General features: G+C 62.9%; 13 protein-coding genes and 4 pseudogenes. 6 read left to right on the top strand and 11 right to left on the bottom strand.

Annotated features, from left to right (window positions below):
• Positions 1 to 115: 115 nt before the first annotated feature.
• The 4 genes from EJ068_RS08465 to EJ068_RS08450 form a co-directional block, all read right to left on the bottom strand.
• A complete protein-coding gene (locus EJ068_RS08465; RefSeq protein ID WP_127249181.1) occupies positions 116 to 1363 on the bottom strand; it encodes a sugar ABC transporter substrate-binding protein in 1248 nt (415 codons plus the stop codon).
• Between the two features lie 111 nt (positions 1364 to 1474).
• Positions 1475 to 2620, bottom strand: a complete 1146-nt coding sequence (locus EJ068_RS08460; protein ID WP_127249182.1) for an ABC transporter ATP-binding protein — start codon at positions 2618 to 2620, stop codon at positions 1475 to 1477.
• Positions 2621 to 2706: 86 nt separating this feature from the next.
• On the bottom strand, positions 2707 to 3657 hold the full coding sequence (locus tag EJ068_RS08455) for a PfkB family carbohydrate kinase (RefSeq protein ID WP_127249183.1): 951 nt from the start codon (positions 3655 to 3657) through the stop codon (positions 2707 to 2709).
• Positions 3658 to 3660: 3 nt separating this feature from the next.
• Positions 3661 to 4461: a class I fructose-bisphosphate aldolase gene (locus EJ068_RS08450; RefSeq protein WP_127249184.1), complete on the bottom strand. Its 801-nt coding sequence runs from the start codon at positions 4459 to 4461 to the stop codon at positions 3661 to 3663.
• Between the two features lie 182 nt (positions 4462 to 4643).
• Here EJ068_RS08450 and EJ068_RS08445 point away from each other — a divergent pair, with 182 nt between their 5' ends.
• Both EJ068_RS08445 and EJ068_RS08440 read left to right on the top strand, forming a co-directional pair.
• Positions 4644 to 5792: a Gfo/Idh/MocA family oxidoreductase gene (locus EJ068_RS08445; RefSeq protein WP_127249185.1), complete on the top strand. Its 1149-nt coding sequence runs from the start codon at positions 4644 to 4646 to the stop codon at positions 5790 to 5792.
• Positions 5793 to 5801: 9 nt separating this feature from the next.
• Positions 5802 to 6765, top strand: a pseudogene (locus EJ068_RS08440) (alpha/beta hydrolase).
• On the opposite strand, the pseudogene EJ068_RS08435 reads toward EJ068_RS08440, so the two are convergent.
• Positions 6762 to 7779 (bottom strand): annotated as a pseudogene (locus EJ068_RS08435) (LacI family DNA-binding transcriptional regulator). The pseudogenes EJ068_RS08440 and EJ068_RS08435 sit on opposite strands and share 4 nt — an antisense overlap.
• A gap of 230 nt (positions 7780 to 8009) precedes the next feature.
• Here EJ068_RS08435 and EJ068_RS08430 point away from each other — a divergent pair.
• Both EJ068_RS08430 and EJ068_RS08425 read left to right on the top strand, forming a co-directional pair.
• A complete protein-coding gene (locus EJ068_RS08430) occupies positions 8010 to 8957 on the top strand; it encodes a sugar kinase (RefSeq protein WP_127249186.1) in 948 nt (315 codons plus the stop codon).
• On the top strand, positions 8954 to 10237 hold the full coding sequence (locus EJ068_RS08425; protein WP_127249187.1) for a D-tagatose-bisphosphate aldolase, class II, non-catalytic subunit: 1284 nt from the start codon (positions 8954 to 8956) through the stop codon (positions 10235 to 10237). Before EJ068_RS08430 ends, EJ068_RS08425 begins: the two co-directional genes overlap by 4 nt.
• A 205-nt stretch (positions 10238 to 10442) precedes the next feature.
• Here the strand turns inward: EJ068_RS08425 and EJ068_RS08420 are convergent.
• Positions 10443 to 10919, bottom strand: a pseudogene (locus EJ068_RS08420) (NAD(P)-binding domain-containing protein); the annotation flags it as partial.
• On the opposite strand from EJ068_RS08420, the pseudogene EJ068_RS08415 reads away from it, so the two are divergent.
• Positions 10907 to 11191, top strand: a pseudogene (locus EJ068_RS08415) (LysR substrate-binding domain-containing protein); the annotation flags it as partial. The pseudogenes EJ068_RS08420 and EJ068_RS08415 sit on opposite strands and share 13 nt — an antisense overlap.
• Positions 11192 to 11929: 738 nt before the next feature.
• On the opposite strand, the gene xth reads toward EJ068_RS08415, so the two are convergent.
• The 5 genes from xth to EJ068_RS08385 all read right to left on the bottom strand — a co-directional run bounded on the left by xth (position 11930) and on the right by EJ068_RS08385 (position 15334).
• Positions 11930 to 12700 carry an exodeoxyribonuclease III gene (xth, locus tag EJ068_RS08405; protein WP_127249188.1) on the bottom strand — a complete coding sequence of 257 codons (771 nt, stop codon included), beginning with the start codon at positions 12698 to 12700 and terminating at the stop codon, positions 11930 to 11932.
• A gap of 93 nt (positions 12701 to 12793) precedes the next feature.
• On the bottom strand, positions 12794 to 13399 hold the full coding sequence (locus EJ068_RS08400; RefSeq protein WP_127249189.1) for a general stress protein: 606 nt from the start codon (positions 13397 to 13399) through the stop codon (positions 12794 to 12796).
• Positions 13400 to 13421: 22 nt separating this feature from the next.
• Positions 13422 to 14171, bottom strand: coding sequence for a DUF4142 domain-containing protein (locus EJ068_RS08395; protein ID WP_127249190.1), 750 nt, complete (start codon positions 14169 to 14171; stop codon positions 13422 to 13424).
• Between the two features lie 181 nt (positions 14172 to 14352).
• On the bottom strand, positions 14353 to 14718 hold the full coding sequence (locus EJ068_RS08390) for a VOC family protein (RefSeq protein WP_127249191.1): 366 nt from the start codon (positions 14716 to 14718) through the stop codon (positions 14353 to 14355).
• Positions 14719 to 14770: 52 nt separating this feature from the next.
• Positions 14771 to 15334, bottom strand: a complete 564-nt coding sequence (locus EJ068_RS08385; RefSeq protein WP_127249192.1) for a DUF1003 domain-containing protein — start codon at positions 15332 to 15334, stop codon at positions 14771 to 14773.
• Between the two features lie 267 nt (positions 15335 to 15601).
• Between EJ068_RS08385 and EJ068_RS08380 the strand changes: the two genes are divergently transcribed.
• The gene (locus EJ068_RS08380; protein WP_245463376.1) at positions 15602 to 16150 is read left to right on the top strand and encodes a hypothetical protein; all 549 of its coding nucleotides are present in this window, start codon (positions 15602 to 15604) and stop codon (positions 16148 to 16150) included.
• Positions 16151 to 16162: the final 12 nt, after the last annotated feature.

The following is a 16162-nucleotide window of genomic DNA, read 5'->3' as shown; positions in this document are numbered from 1 at the left end:
GGGGTACGCCTTCGAGAGAAGGCGAGCTTCGCGAACACTCGCGTCGCCGGTACGTTGTTGCCGGGAGGCCTGCCCGAAGTCAGGCCTCCCGGTCGAAGATCGTGAAACAGGCCGATCAGAATTTAGCCGTCCATCCTTTCTGAGCGTTGGCCGCGGCTTGTTCCGGAGACTGCTCGCCGGCCAGCATCTTCTGGGCTTCGACGTCGAACTGGGTCATCAGGTCTTCCGCCACCGGCAGACCCGTGAACTCATTGGCGAGGTAACCGGTCTTGAAGATTTCGAAAGCCTTGCCGAAAGCCTTGTCCGAGGTCACGAAATCGGGCTTGGCGTTGACATTGCCCGGGAAGGCGTTGGCCAGCGACACCAGCTTGGCGTTGACCTTCTCGCTCATCAGATATTGGACGAGTTTCCAGGCCTCCTCCTGATGCTTCGAGCCGGCGGAGATGCCGATGCCCCAGGAGGCGTAGGGAAGACCGCGCTTGCCGTTGTAGTTCTCCACGACCGGGACCGGAATGAGGTCGAAGTTCAGCTTCGGATTGCGCTTGCGGATGAGGTTCACATGCGCGAGCGAGTCGATCATCATCCCCACCCGGTCGTTGACGAATTCCTCGACCTTTTCCTGTTCGGTCTTGGTGGCGATGCCGGGCGAGATGGTGCCCGCGTCGTTGAGCGATTTGACGAAGGTGAGCATGTCCACCACCGGCTTGCCCTCGAGGGCGGGCTTGCCGTCAGCCATCATCGACTGGCCCGACGCCCAGACCCACGACATCATGTCGTTCTGGACGCCGGACGGCGACTGCAGCGACAGCGGCAGCACCCAGCCATACTGGTTCTTGTCGGCACGGGTCATCTTCTTGGCGGCCTCGAGGAACTCCGCGCGGGTCGATGGCAGCTTGGTGACGCCCGCCTGGGCGGCGAGATCCAGATTGACGAATACCGGATAGACGAAGGAAGCGACCGGGAACATCACGGCCTTGCCGTCCACCTTGATGATGTCCGCGACTTGCGTCTTGTCGAACTTGCTCGCATCCATCATCGGGTTCATGTCGGCGAGCGCGTTCTGCGCGTTAAGATTGTTCACCCAGGCGCCATCGAGGCCGACGACATCGCTCAGCGTTCCGGTCGCCGCGCCGACCGAGATCTGATCCCGCGTGGCGGCATAGGGGCCACTGACCAGCGTCACCTTGATGCCGGGATTCGCGGCCTCGAATTCGTCCATGATCTTCCGCAGCGAGCCTGCGGGCAATTCGGGCTCCCACCATTGGGCGAATTCCAGGGTCGTGTCCGCCATGGCGCTGGTTGCGCCAAGCAGCCATGCGGCCGCGGCCATCTTCAGCATGGCGGGCTTTATCCGAAATGTCATTTTCTCCTCCTTCTTTGAGATCGGCCGCACAATGCGGGCGATCGTCTGGTTTATTCAGCAGTCTTCATTCGCAGGCGCTTCGCTCCCGCCTGCTGGCCTTGCCGCAAATCTTCAGATCGCCAGATGCGTTTCGGGATCGAAGAAATGGAGCTTGTTATCATCCAGGGCCAGCCGGATTTCCGAGCCGGAGCGGACTGCGCTTTCCGGTTCGAATTTTGCCACCGCATTCGACGCCAGGCCGAAATCCCTCACCGCGTCCGGGTCGCCTGAATCCACCCGGACCGCGTCGATGTTGAGATGGACGATGTGTTCGGACCCGAGCTCTTCGATCGAGGTCACCTTTGCAGGGATCGTCTGGTATTTGCGGCCGGATTCGAGGCTGCTGTCATAGAGATGCTCGGGCCGGATCCCGAACACGATCTTGCGCCCCGCATACGACCTCAAGCCCGGTCTTCGCTCGAAGGCTGCATCCCGCAGCTGGATGGCGAAGGTGCCGGCCGTCAGTTCGTCGCCCGTCAGCGTCCCTTCGAAAAGGTTCATCGAAGGCGAGCCGATGAAACCGGCGACGAAGGCGTTCACCGGCGATTCATAGAGCCGCTTCGGTGTGTCGACCTGCTGCAGCACGCCGCCTTTCAGCACCGCGACCCTGTCCCCCATCGTCATCGCTTCGGTTTGGTCGTGGGTGACGTAAATGGTCGTCACGCCGAGCTGCTTCTGCAGGCTGGTGATCTCGGCGCGCATTTGCACGCGCAGTTTTGCGTCCAGATTGGAGAGCGGCTCGTCCATGAGAAAAGCAGCCGGCTCGCGCACCATGGCGCGGCCCATGGCGACCCGCTGACGCTGCCCGCCGGAAAGGTTGGCGGGCTTGCTGTCCAGCAGCGACGTCAGCTGAAGGGTCTTGGCGATCTCGTCCACGCGCTTCTTGCGCTCGGCCTTCGGCTTGCCCGCCAGCCGCATCGAGAAGGCGATGTTTTCGAACACCGTCATATGCGGGTAGAGCGCATAGCTCTGGAAGACCATCGCGATGTCCCGGTCCTTGGGCGGCATGTCGACGACGTCTATGCCGCCGATGCAAAGGCTGCCGCTGGTGATGTCCTCCAATCCCGCGATCATTCGCAAGGCAGTGGATTTGCCGCAGCCGGACGGTCCAACCAGGATCAGGAACTCGCCATCCTCGATCGACAGGTTCAATCGGTCGATCGCACGAAAACTGTTCCCGTAGGTTTTGCAGATATTCTCAAGAATGACTTCCGCCATATTCCTCCCTCCACAAGTCAAAGCCGATGATTTTGTTCTTCGCCTTGGCTTTTTTGCTTGTGAGAATTTGCTCGGGTAGTTTCAGCCTATGTTCCGGGATCGAGGCGCGCATATTTCACTTCGACCGCCGATGGCGCGCTCGCCGATGCCAGCAATTCCGTGACTTGGTTGTCGGTCGGAAGCGCCTCGCGTCCGCCGCGCCCGGTTATCGAAAGCGCCGCCGCCGCGGCCGCGAGTGCCACCCGGCCCGCGGTGTCGGCTCCGCGCGTCAATGCATGGGCATAGGCGCCATGAAAGCAGTCGCCGGCACCGGTCGAGTCGACGATCGCAACCCGGTGCGGAGGCAGGTGCCAGAGCGTTGTCTCCTCGCGCCCGCGGTAATAGACGCCTCGGCCGCCGTCGGTCAGAACGACTGCGGATCGGGATGGCGACCACAAGGCATCAAGCATCTCGGCGGGCGCTCGGCAGCCCGTGGCGGTCCGCGCAAAGCCGAGCGGAAGAATGAGATGGTCGCAGAGCGCCATCAGCCTGTCCGTGGCTGGGCCGGCGCTCCATTCGACATCGCCGAGGATCGCGAGGCCGAGATCACGAGCCCGGGCCACGGCATCCAGCGAGCGGATCGCGTAGCTGTCGACGATCAGGACAGTCGCGCGGCTGAGGATATCGTCCGGAAAGTCCGGTGCGGTGCCCAGCATCGCGTCGTCGTCATAGGCGATGAACCGGTCCCCGTCCGAGCCGACGGTGATGCGCGAGCGTACCGGGCGCGCGTCGGGATGGCGTGGCGCGAATGCGGTTTCGACGCCGCTGGCGACGAGGTCGCACAAGGCGGCATCGTCATCGGCGCTGCCCAGCCACCCGATAAACCCGGCGCTTCCGCCAAGCCGCGCGACGGCGGCAAGGGCCGTCGCGACATTTCCGCCGAAAGCGCGCGTGCTTTGCAGAACCTTTCCCTTGCCCGCCGACAACGGCTGATCGACATAGACGATGTCGTCGATCGCAATGGCGCCGAAGCCGAGGATCGAGGGGACGGCGCGCATCGTTCAGGCGCCCGCCTTCGCGAGCGCTTCTTGCGCCGAAAGCCCGTCATGGATGACGCCCCGAAAGGCAAGCGCTGCCTTCTGAGGATCGCCGTGCCCCCAGAGATTGCGGCCCACCACGGCGCCGCGCGCGCCGGCGCGGATGGCGTCCGCCGTCTGCCGAAGCGCGCCGAGCAGCGTGTCGGTCTTCGGGCCACCGGCGATCACGACCGGCACCGGGCAGGTCCGGACGGTCTCCCGGAACGACTCGAAATCGCCCGTGTAGCCGATCTTGATGACGTCGACGCCGGACTCGTAGCCGATGCGCGCCGCATAGGCGATCTCGTCGGGGGTGAAGATGATCTTTGCCCCGTCGGTGAAATCGCGCGGATAGATATGCGCCACCACCGGCATGCCGTAGCGGGCCGCCGCATTCACCGAATCGGTCAGCCAGCGTATGTATTTGCCCTCGGTCGCGCCTCGCACCGGAATGGCCACGGCCAACGCATCGGCGCCAGCGCGCACCGCATCTTCGGGCGTCGCGATCAATTCGCTGATGCGGTCGTCCGGCGTGAAGCAGCCGGCCTGGATCACCAGGGCAGCCTTGCCCGCATATTGCGGCCACAGATGGCGCGCGGTGCCGGGCTGGATGCTGACGTAATCGGGCTTGCCCGCCATGACGCGGGCCAGCGCGCCGGGCAGATCGGCAAGGCCGCCTTTGCGCACGTCGCCATAGCCGACGAAGTGGTCGACCGCGCCGCCAAATAGATTCCCCGATGGATGCGAAAAGAGGCGCGCGAGGCGCACTTTGGTCCCTAGGCTCATAATTCCCTAATCTCTTGATTTGCAAGGCCGGCGGCCTGTGATACTGGCCATCGTTTTCACATGCTGTATAAAAATTTTACGCGCGTCAAGATTTAAAATGCGCTATAGCGAGTCACGAAAATTGTCCGTCGCCGTCGTGATGGCTTGTCTCGGGTGTCGCCGATTGGGAGGTCGAAAGGGAAATGCAAGCAAATTCAGGAGCGAAGCTCGGCATCGGCGTCATCGGATGCGGTAACATCTCGATGACCTATCTGCGCAACGCGGCACTTTTCGCCGGCGTGGAACTGCGCGCTTGCGCCGATATCTCCGCCGAGATGGCTGTCTTGCGCGGGAAGGAATATGGCATCCGCGCGCTCGGCGTCGATGCGTTGCTCGCCGACCCGGAGGTCGATCTCGTCCTCAACCTCACCATTCCCGCGGCGCATTTCGACATCTCGTTTTCGGCGCTCTCGGCGGGAAAGCATGTCTTCACCGAAAAGCCGCTCGCCACCTCGGCCAGCGACGGCCGCAAGTTGGTGGCGGAGGCGGCGAAACGGGGATTGCTGCTGGGCTCGGCTCCCGACACGTTCCTCGGCGCCGCCGGACGCCGCGCGCGCCGCCTGATGGACGAGGGCGCGATCGGCCGCGCCGTGACCGGCACCGCCTTCATGATGGGGCGCGGCATGGAGCACTGGCATCCCAACCCGCAATTCTACTACCAGCCAGGCGGCGGCCCGGTCTTCGACATGGGGCCGTACTATCTGACGATGCTCGTCAACCTGCTCGGCCCCGTGACGCGTGTCATGGCGATGGCCACGCGCGGCCAGGAGGAGCGGCTGATCACCGCCGACGGCCCTTACAAGAACACCAGCTTCAGGGTCGGCACGCCGACCAACATCCTGTCGCTGCTCGAGTTCCGCTCCGGCGCCACCTTCACTTTCGGTGCCTCCTGGGATGTCTTCAAGCACTCCAACCACCCCATCGAGCTGCACGGCACCGAAGGGTCGCTCAGGCTGCCAGACCCCGACACCTTCGGCGGCACGGTCTCGCTTTCCGCGCGTGGTGCCGAGTGGACGGATTTCGCCGGCGAAAGCGAGCTCTACGGCGCGCGCAACTGGCCTTATGCGGCGCCGGATCGCGCCAATTACCGCATGCTCGGTGTCGCCGACCTGGCGCGTTCGTTGTCGAAGAAGAGAAAGCCGCGTGCGTCCGGCGAACTGGCACTGCATGTGCTGGAGATCATGGAGGCCATCCTCGCCTCGGGCGAGAGCCGCAACTCGGTCGCCATCGCCGGCACTGTCGACCAGCCGCCGCTGCTTGGCGAGGACGAGGCGGCGAGCCTGCTGGCCTAAGGCGGTCCCATGCCGACATCGCCCGTATCGCTCGACCCGCAGGCCCGGAAGGTCCTCGACCTTGGCCTACAGGCGCATGAGCCGCCCTTCGAGACCGGCACACCCGAGCAGGCGCGACGCGCCTACGAGGAAGGCTTTCCGAGCCTGCAAGGCGAGCGCGAGCCGGTCGCTTCGGTGCGCGAACAAACCATCGTCGGGCCCGGTGGCCCTCTCAACGTTCGGGTTTATCGCGGGCAGCGCGCTGCGGCGGCCGACGCGCCGGCGCTGCTCATCTGCACGGTGGCGGCTGGGTGATTGGCAATCTCGATTCGCATGACGAGATCTGCCGCTGGTACGCCAACATCGCCGCCTGTGTTGTCGTTTCGCCGGACTACCGGCTGGCGCCGGAGCACAAGTTTCCGGCTGCGGTCGAGGATTGCCGTGCCTTCTCTCCTTCATGCAGGATATGCCCGGCGGGCTTGGCATCGACGCCAGCCGCATCGCCGTCGCCGGCGACAGCGCCGGCGGCAACCTCGCCGCGGTGCTGGCGCTGCTTGCCCGCGATGACAAATGCCGTCCGACCGCGCAGCTCCTGTTCTATCCCAACACCGATGCCGCCCAAACGGCGGACAGCTATCGCCGCTTCGCCGAAGGTTTCGGCCTGACGGCCGCGACCATGGCCTGGTTCCGCGACCACTATGTCCGTGACGCGGTCGACATCAATGACTGGCGCGTCTCGCCGCTAAAGGCCAACAGCCTTGCCGGCGCGGCGCCGGCCTTCATCGCCATTGCCGGCCATGACATCCTCGCCGACGAGGGCGAGGCCTATGCAAGGCGGCTCGAGATGGACGGCGTCCCGATCGTGGTCAAACGCTGGCCAGGGCAGATCCATGGGTTCGTCTCAATGGGCCGCCATGGTCCGGCGTCGCGTCAGGCGGTCGAGGCTGCTGTTGCGGCCTGGCGCAATTTCGATCCGGCGTTTGAAGGGGTCTAGGCCGATTGGCGCATTACAAGCGTTGCGTCGAGGCTGACCTTTGGCGTCACGGCGGCCGCATCCTCGTCGAGCATCGCAAGCAGCGTCTCGACACTGCGGCCGGCCATGGCGGCGAAATCCTGCGCCATGGTGGTGAGCGCTGGGCAGGTGTAGCGGCTGAGTGGATGATCATCATGGGCTGCGATGCGCAGGTCGCAACCCGGCTTACGGCCCACCTTCAACCCTTTCGAGAAGGCCGCCGCCATGACGCCGAAGGCCAGGCGGTCGTTGGCGCACAGGATGGTCTTGCCCGGCAGGCCGCCATTGCCGAGCAGCTTCTCCGTCTGCTCGTAGCCGATGCGCTCGAACTCCCAAGTAGTCGGTGTCGCCGAAGACGATCGGCTCGAATCCCAGTCGCTGCATCGAGGCGACATAGCTGCTCAATCGTTCCGCCGAATTGTGATTGACGTGCGGGATGTCGAAATAGACCGGGGCATCGCCGGAACGGCAAAGGTAATCCACGATCGTCGCGACGCTTTTTGCGTTGTTATTGCCAACAAATGGCGTGTCGCCTTCCAGGAAAGTGTCGAAATAGACAATCGGAATGGTCTGCGTGAGCTTTTCCAGGGTTCTCTGATCGGATCGTTTGCCCAGCGGCGCGATCAGCGCGCCGGATACCTTCAGCGACAAGATGGTTCGGGTGGCTTCAATCTCGAGTTCGGTCGAGCCATGCGAGGAAATGACGACCGGCCAGTAGCCTTCGTCGCGCAGCCTGAGCTCGATGCGGCTGACCATCTCTGAATAGAACGGGTCGGTCACCGTCGGCACGACAATGCCGATGCTGCGCGTGCGCTTGCGGTTGAGATTGCGCGCGAAGAGGTTCGGCTGGTAGTCGGACGAGCGCAACGCATCCTCGATACGCTTACGCGTTGCCGGCTTGACGCTGGTCGGATCGTCGAAGAATTTCGACAGTGTCGGTCTGGAGACGCCGCAGGAGCGGGCGAAATCCTCCATGGTCTTGTGCGTCATCGACATTCAAAGCCCTCGCGCCACGGATTTCCCGCTTGGTCCATGCGCCGTCCCGGCGCCTCCATACGGTGCGCCGACCCCGGACTGCAAGTTCAAAACTTTACAGGAAGCGCCTCAACTTTCAATTCGCTCATGGAAATTATTGCGTGCGTAAATTTATTAATTGACGTGAAGAAGAGCGGACCCTATTCAGCCTTCAAGGTTACGCCACACGCGGCACATGCCGGGAGGACGTGATGAAGAAGCTGGTTTCCGCCGGCGAGATCCTCGTCGAGATCATGGCGGATCGGATCGGCCAGAGCTTTCTCGAACCCGGGCCACTGGTTGGGCCGTTCCCGTCCGGCGCGCCCGCGATCTTCATTGGCCAGGCGGCAGCGCTTGGCCAGCCAGCGGGACTCATCGGGGCCGTCGGCGAGGACGATTTCGGTCAGTTGAACATTGACCGGCTGCGAGCGCTCGGCGCCGACGTATCGGCGATCACGTCCCACAAGGGCTATGCCACCGGCACCGCCTTCGTCACCTATAGAGCCGACGCTTCCAGGCATTTCGTCTTCAACATCCGCAACAGCGCGGCGGGCCTGTTGGACATCGATGATGCCGCAAGACACTTGCTTGCCGATACCGACCACTTTCATGTCATGGGCTCGTCGCTGTTCTCGGACAAGGCGACCGACGTTGTGCTCGCCGCGACCGCGGCCGTGAAGGCCAGGGGCGGCACCGTGTCCTTCGACCCCAACGTCCGGCGCGAGATCATGCAGGACTCAGGCATGCGCGAGGCGCTCGACAGCGTGTTGGCGCAGACCGACGTCTTTCTGCCAAGCGGCAACGAGTTGCTCCTGTTCTCTTCAGCGGGCGACGAGCAGGGCGCGATCGCCGAGCTGCTTGGTCGGGGCATAGCCTGCATCGTGCTGAAGAGAGGCGCTGACGGCGCCGTCTATCACGATCGCCAGCGCTCGGTCGCAATGCCCGGATTCGCCGTCGAGGAAGTGGACCCGACTGGCGCCGGCGACTGCTTCGGAGCCGCCTTCGTATCCTTCTGGCTGCGCGGCGCCGCGCCTGCCGAGGCGCTGCGCATCGCCAATGCCTGCGGCGCGCTGGCCGTAACACGGAAGGGACCCATGGAAGGCATTCACCGGCTCGCCGATGTCGAGGCTTTCATAGTCGGGGCCGGTACACGCGCATGAGCTGCGCGACCAAGAGATTCGCGGCCATCGGCGCGCGGCGGGCGGCGGGCGGCAAGGGAGGCATCACCTCGATCTGCTCGGCGCATCCGCTGGTGATCGACGCGGCGCTCCGCCACGGCGCGCTGCATGGCGCGGATGTCCTCATCGAGGCGACCTGTAACCAGGTCAATCACGAAGGCGGCTACACCGGCATGGCGCCGGCCGCCTTTCGCGGCCTCGTCGAAACGTATGCCGGCAGGGCCGGTCTTCCCCTCGATCGTCTGATCCTCGGCGGCGACCATCTTGGACCCAATCCCTGGAAGCACGACTCCGCTGCCGGGGCGATGCGGAAAGCGGCCGCGATGATCGACGCCTATGCGGCCGCCGGGTTCACCAAGCTGCATCTCGACACCAGCATGGCCTGCGCCGACGATCCGGTGCCGCTCCCCGACGAGACGATCGCCGCCCGCGCGGCTGAGCTTGCCAAGGTCGCCGAGGCGGCGGTCGCGCGCGCCGGCGGTGAGAAACCCGTCTACATCATCGGCACCGAGGTGCCGGTGCCCGGCGGCGCGCTCGAACCACTCGAGCACATGCATGTGACCGAGCCTACCGACGCGCTCCGCACGGTCGAGGTCCACCGCAAGGCTTTCTCTCGCCTCGGCCTCGATGGCGCCTTTGACCGCGTCGTCGGCGTCGTCGTCCAGCCCGGCGTCGAATTCGGCAACGCCGATATCGTCACCTATGCGACGGAGAAAGCGACCGAGCTGGTCGCCGTGCTGGAACGCATGCAATTCGTCTTCGAAGCGCACTCGACCGACTACCAGCCGGCGGAAGCGCTGGGCATGCTGGTGCGTGACGGTTTCGCCATCCTCAAAGTCGGCCCATGGCTGACATTCGCGCTGCGCGAGGCGCTCTACGGCCTCAGCCACATTGCCGACGAACTGGCGCCCGATCCGTTGCGTGAAACCCTGCCGGCGGCCATGGAGCGCGTGATGCTCGCCTCGCCCGGCAACTGGCAGAAATACTATTGTGGCACGCCCGACGAGCAGCGTCTGCGGCGGCATTTCTCCTTCAGCGACCGCATCCGTTACTACTGGCTGGCGCCGGAAGCGCAGCGCGCAACCGCAGCGGTGCTGGCCGCGCTTGGCGACAGGGAGATTCCCCGCCCGCTGATCAGCCAATATATTGGCCACCTCGATGTCGAGGTCGGCGCGGGCCGCATCAGACCGACCGCGCATGGGCTTCTGCTCGGCAGCGTGACGCGCGTGCTCGATATCTATCGCAACGCCACGAACCAGTAAGCCGTCTTCGCTGCCGGACCTCGGATTTGATTTAAAGCGCGTCGCGATCTTTCAGATTCGCTCCATGCGCTTTAGGTTTTTGATTTTACGCATGTCTTTATCCCGAAACCGGTTCCCACTTTCGGGAGACATGCTTTAGCCCGCGTGGATCTCTCATGGAGGCGGCCTGAGCAAGCTGCACCTCTGACAGTGGACAGTAAATTCGTTATTGCTCCTTCTTGAACAGGTCCTGGAAGATCAGCGGGCTCCAAGTGCGGCCGCGCGCGTGCACCAGCGCGCCACCCTCGTTGAGCTTTCCCAGCTTGACGGGCGCGAACCCGAGTTGTCTGGCCAAGGCCGCGACGTGAGCGGCCGCGTCCTCGTCGTCGCTCGACAGAAAGACGACCCGGTGGCCGCCCTCGACGACCGGATCGGTAGCCAGGGTGGCCGCAACCAGGTGATTGAAGCCTTTCGCGAGCTTGGCGCCGGTGAACGCCTTCGCGACGAAAGCGGAGGACGGGAGACCGTCCAGCTCTTCAGGGACCGGAAACGCGTTCGTGGCATCGATGACTGTCTTGCCTTCCCAGCTCGGCAGAGCCTTCGCAACGTCGCAATGATTCCCGAACGGAACCGCCAGGATGATGGTGTCGGCCTCGAGCGCTTCCCGCAGCGACTTGGCGACGACCGTCGGTCCAATCGCCCGGGGTTCCGTTCAGGGTCACGGATGCCGAGGCGCAGATCGTCGCGGTGCGGCAGGGGCTCGGGATGACGACTCTGCCGTGCTTCGTGGGAGGTGCCGACCCCCTGCTGGCGAGGGTGCCGGGTACCGACCTGCACATGTACGGAACGCTCTGGCTTCTCACACAGGGAGAGGCACGCAAGACGAAGCGCGTGCGGCTCTTCACGGAATTCGTATCCCGCAGGCTTGCCGCCTACGCTCCGGTTCTCGCGGGATTGTCCGTATCGGGCGACTGATGCCTACCAAGCCGTCGGCGACGGTTGCAATGGACAGGTGCCGCAATCGAACATGCGTGGGACAGGACGCCGACCCCCTCGGTGTTGAGCAACGTCATGGCGGACTATGCGGGTTCCTTAAACAGACCAACGACGCTTTGGCCTTGAAGCGCCTCGATGACTATTTGAAATCATTGATTTACTTGGAAAATTCTGGCTGAGAGAGCGTCTTTCTAACTATCAGTTAAAGCGATGAAACTATTGGCATTTTCTTATCGCTTGTTACCCAGTTTGTTACACAGCCGCGGATGACCGCTATGCCTCCCGTCCGCCTATGCGTTCGCTACCCCAAGTCGTGCAGAAAAGATGACATGGCGGCGGTCGTTTTTCCTCCTCGACGACGCCGTGCGCGACAGCACAGGGGCCCTGCGAGATTCTGTCGATGGCTTCGGAGAGGTCAGCAGCTTCGATCGCGATCCGGCGATCGGCAGATCTGATGACATGACGCACCATCGCGAGTTTCAACTCCCGATGCATCCGGATTGCGCAGCTGTACCGGCGTTCTCGCCCTCTCTATCAGGTCGCCTTCGGAGCGCAACTTCGTGTCCTGCTCGTGAGCGGCATTCTCTGACGGGTTGAGGCGTGCGGTCATATCTGGAACAAACCTTGGCATCTTGAGGCCTCCTTCAGAGGTTCGACATGAAGCGTGGGCGACGGCTGCCAAGCAGGCTTTCTGCGACTGCGATAGCGCAAAAGGTTTTAACCGACGTGGACCCAGGCAGGGGCGTGATCGCTTGGCTTTTCCCACCCACGAGTCTCGACATCGACACCTGCGGCCATAAGGCTTTCCGCAAGTGACGGGCTCACGAGCAGATGGTCCATCCGCAGGCCTGAGCTTCGGTCGTAGCCGCCGCGATAGGAAAAATTCCAATAGGTGTATATGCCCTTGTCCGGATGGATATGGCGCATCGCATCCACCCAGCCCAAGCTCAGCATGTGCGCATAAGCTTTCCTGCTTTCGGGGAAGAAGACAGCATCGCCCAGCCAACGCCTGGGTACTGCAGCATCTATCTCAGTGGGCACGACGTTGTAATCACCACAAAGCACGGCGCGCTCGCCCAACAGCGATCGGCTGTAGTCGACGAGACGGTCGAACCAGCGAAGCTTGTAATCGAATTTGGGGCCTGGCGCGGGATTGCCATTGGGCAGATATATGCAGCCGACGATGAGACCGTCGATCTCTGCCTCCAGATAGCGGCTGTGCGTGTCATCGGGATCGCCAGGCAAGCCACGGCGGCGTTCGACCGGATCCTTCCCGCGCACCAATATCGCCACCCCGTTGTAGGATTTCTGGCCGTGCCAGATCGCGTCGAAGCCGGCGTCCCGTATTGCCTCGATGGGAAAATTCTCGTCGGACGTTTTCAGCTCCTGGAGGCAAACAACGTCATAATCGGTCTCGCCAAGCCACTTCAGGAGCACGGGGAGTCGGCCGTTCACACCATTGACGTTGAAGGTCGCGATCCGGGTCATCCCCTCGGCTCCGACGTGGGCAATCCAAATGCCGGACGCCTCGCTCGCGCGGCAAGAAAAAGCCCCGCCGAGAGTTCGACGGGGCCGCATTTCTTAGAGCGGTGTGGTTCGCCGAACACGATCTCGTTCAGCCTCAATGTCATCATAAGGCTCCGCGGCAGCATCAAATCCTGTCCATCCCCCGGCCTCGTAAGCGCTACGCCGCTCGTCAAGATTGACGGCACGCTCTCCACGCAGGATCCGTTCAGCTTCGCCGGTTAGCCGATCATCCACTCTGGCAGTCACCAGACTGCCGCCGCGGCGCACGCCCTCGGCATAGACATGTGCATCACGTTCCGAAACACCGGATTCCGTGAGCGCCCCGACGATGCCGCCGGCGGCTCCGCCCACCACAGCGCCGCCGACCGCGCCTACAGCCGTAGCGGCGAGCCAACCTGCCGCCACGACGGGTCCCACTCCCGGGATGGCCATGATCCCGAGCCCGGTAAGGAGCCCGCCCGCGCCGCCGACGAGCGCCCCAAGGCCGGCGCCGGCGGCGGCATCTTCACCGGCGTCTGAAGTCTCGTCCTGCCGATACCGATTGTCGGAATTGTTGGCCACAATGCTGATGTCGTCTCGCGGCACGCCGATCGCTTCGAGTTCGCTTACGGCGTCAGCGGCGTCCTGATAGTCATCGAAAAGTCCGGTGACAGTCGTCATGTTTCACTCCATTTCTGAATGGTTATTGAGCGCCGGCAACAACGTTGCCTTTGAAATCGAGCGCGACGGCAACCTGCTTTCCGTCTTTCTCGGCGGTGCCGCGCCAGATGCCCTGGTCATCCTTCGTCAGGGCGCTGACCTTCGAGAAGCCGGCGTCCTGGATCCGCGACTTCGCCTGCGCTTTGGTAAAGCTGTTTGCTCCAGGCACCGGGGCGGATGCGTTCTGGTCTGTGTCTGTCGCCGCAGGTGCGGTGCTGGTCGTTGCCGTACTGTCGGTTTTGCCTGAGGCGATCTTTTCGATCATCTCCTGGTGCATCTTGAGTGTCGGCAGCGTCTGCTGGGCAAATGCCTTCAGTCCCGCGTTGTCGCCGTCGGCCGCATAGTCCTGGAATAGCTTGACCGCGTCGGCATGCGCGTCCTGCTGCATCTTCACGTAGGACTGGTCGGCCGAACCATTGGCCGATTTCAGCGCCTCAAGATCGCTCTTGTGCTTCGCGTCCGTTTCGGCGGGAATCTGCAGTTTCTGCTCGCCGGCGATCGACTGCAGCTTGGCGTTGGCCGCGCCGTGATCAGTTATCATTTTCTGGGCGAACTCATTGACAGCCTGGTCCTTCGCCTTGCCCTGGACGATCTTGCTGGACTCGACCTCGAAGATCCCGCCTTCGGCAGCCTTGTTGACGAAATCCTGCGCCTTTTCGGCACTGAGCGCCGGATGGGCAAAACCCAAGGCGACGCCCGTGCAGAGCGCGGCCGATAACAAACGCAACTTCATAGATGATGTCCTCTAACGCACTGAATTGTGCTCAGAGGCAAACAGAAGGCCGCCGCGTTTGTTCCAACTCCAACTCGATTTCGGTGTACGCTGATGAGCTTCGCAGCTGCGTCGGGCCTAGAGGCTGGGAAGATTTCGATATGCACGGCCTCCTGCGCTGACGGGGCGCAGAACGCGCAGCTCAATTCTCCGGAGCGAAGCTTACGGCCTCGACATTGTGCCCGTCCGGGTCAAGCAAGAAAGCTGCAAAGTAATCCGGCGCGTATTGGGTGCGAATGCCAGGAGCGCCGTTATCGCGACCTCCGGCTGCAAGGCCTGCCTCGTAGAACGCGTATACCATCGCGCGGGAGCCGGCGCGGAACGCCATGTGGATGGGTCCAGGTGGTGGCCCGAATGCCCCGATCCAGAGACGACCGGAGTAGCCGCCCAACATGGCCCAGCCCTCGCCAGATTCCAGCACGCCAAGATCGAGAGGTGCGAACACTGCTTTGTAAAATGCGAGCGATTTCTCAAAGTTCCCGACATTGAAGCCGATGTGGTCGAACATGCTCCTATCCTCTGATTGACCCAACTTAGTAACGCTTAGCTTTGGTGATCTGTCACTCGGGCGGCTGACGGTCGGACACCTCTTCGATCTTGTCCAAAACTGCCTCCGGCGCCACATCGCGCTTGAGTTCCTTGATCTCGTGATCCGCGTCGGTATCTATGTTGAGACGCTTGGCAATCTCCTCCACCAGCTTGATGAGCTTGGTGGTTTCATGCTCGTTAAGCAGGCTGACCTGCAGATCGAGGTCTGCCCTGGAATTATCCTCCGCGGCCATTCGGTTCTGATTGATGAGCACGAAGGTCGAGAGGAAGATGGCCTCGACCGAGGCGAACATGGCCAGGATGACCAGTGACGGGTCCCAGGGTCTGACGGAGCTCAGGATGCCCACATTGAGGGCGATCCAACCGGCGAAGAAGGCAACGTGTAAGTAGACGAAGACCATGCTTCCGGCGAAGCCGCTGATCGCTGCGGCCGCGCGCTCCTCCAGCGTCGCGGCCTTGGCTTCGCGTTTTCGCCTCTCGATCAGCGCCTCAATGTTTCGCGCCAGGGCAGGGGCGAGGCCTTCCGGCGCCGGCTTGGTTGGCGTGAAATATCTGTTGCTTTTCGACGCGGCCATCCGTTCTAGTCCAGTCTCTTCGGTCTAGCCAGCCTAACTCGCCGATTGACAATTCGCTCCATTGAACCTTCTCAGCTGGCAACACGTGGCAGAATGCTTGTCTGCGATCACTGGCGTCGCGGCACAACGGGTTGCCTCTTGAGCCGGCTTTGCTCTGGGATCAGCCCGACCTATTTATCGGATATGCCAGGGCGCCGAAAAACCGAACCTACCGCCAAGTTGATAGCTGAGTGGCCGCTTTCGTCGGCGGCCACCTTGGGATCGTCGATGCGGGCGAGGGGCATCTTCCTCGAGATACGCGCTCGCCTTCCTGCGCCCCTGAAAAAGCTGCTTCACATTGAATCTCGGGTGCTCACCTTGCGCCTCCCGGAGGGCTCGGATGCCGATGTTGAAGCGGCAGCGGTGGTCGTATCCAAAGCCATGCGCGACATCGCAGACCTGCCGGTCATCCCTCGCGAGGTCGAGGATATCCTGACGATCTCGTCCGGCGAGCGGCACCGCTGGCTGAAGGACGGTCGGCTTCAGAGCGCCGGGACGCGAACCGTGAAACTTCGCGGCCGGGCGAGGAAGATCACCTTCCACGTGTTCGACCCTCGCCACATCGAGGATGTGCTTGACCGCGATTTGGTCACCGTCTGGCGTGATGTAGACGCGGCGACAGCTGCCGAGAACCGGAGACGCGCCGCCGCAAGGGCGGCTCTGAAGCGCTCCCAAAAGAATCGCGCTGGGGCCGCAAATCACACCGACGTGAGCCGGGACGATGCGCCCCGCCTGAGAGGCTGGGAAGATTTCGATATGGACGGCCTTTTGCGCTGAGGGAATTACCCG

Source organism: Mesorhizobium sp. M2A.F.Ca.ET.043.02.1.1 (assembly GCF_003952405.1).
Classification (GTDB): domain Bacteria; phylum Pseudomonadota; class Alphaproteobacteria; order Rhizobiales; family Rhizobiaceae; genus Mesorhizobium.
The sequence above is the reverse complement of the archived record's forward strand: the minus strand, read 5'-3'. Positions and strand labels throughout refer to the sequence as shown.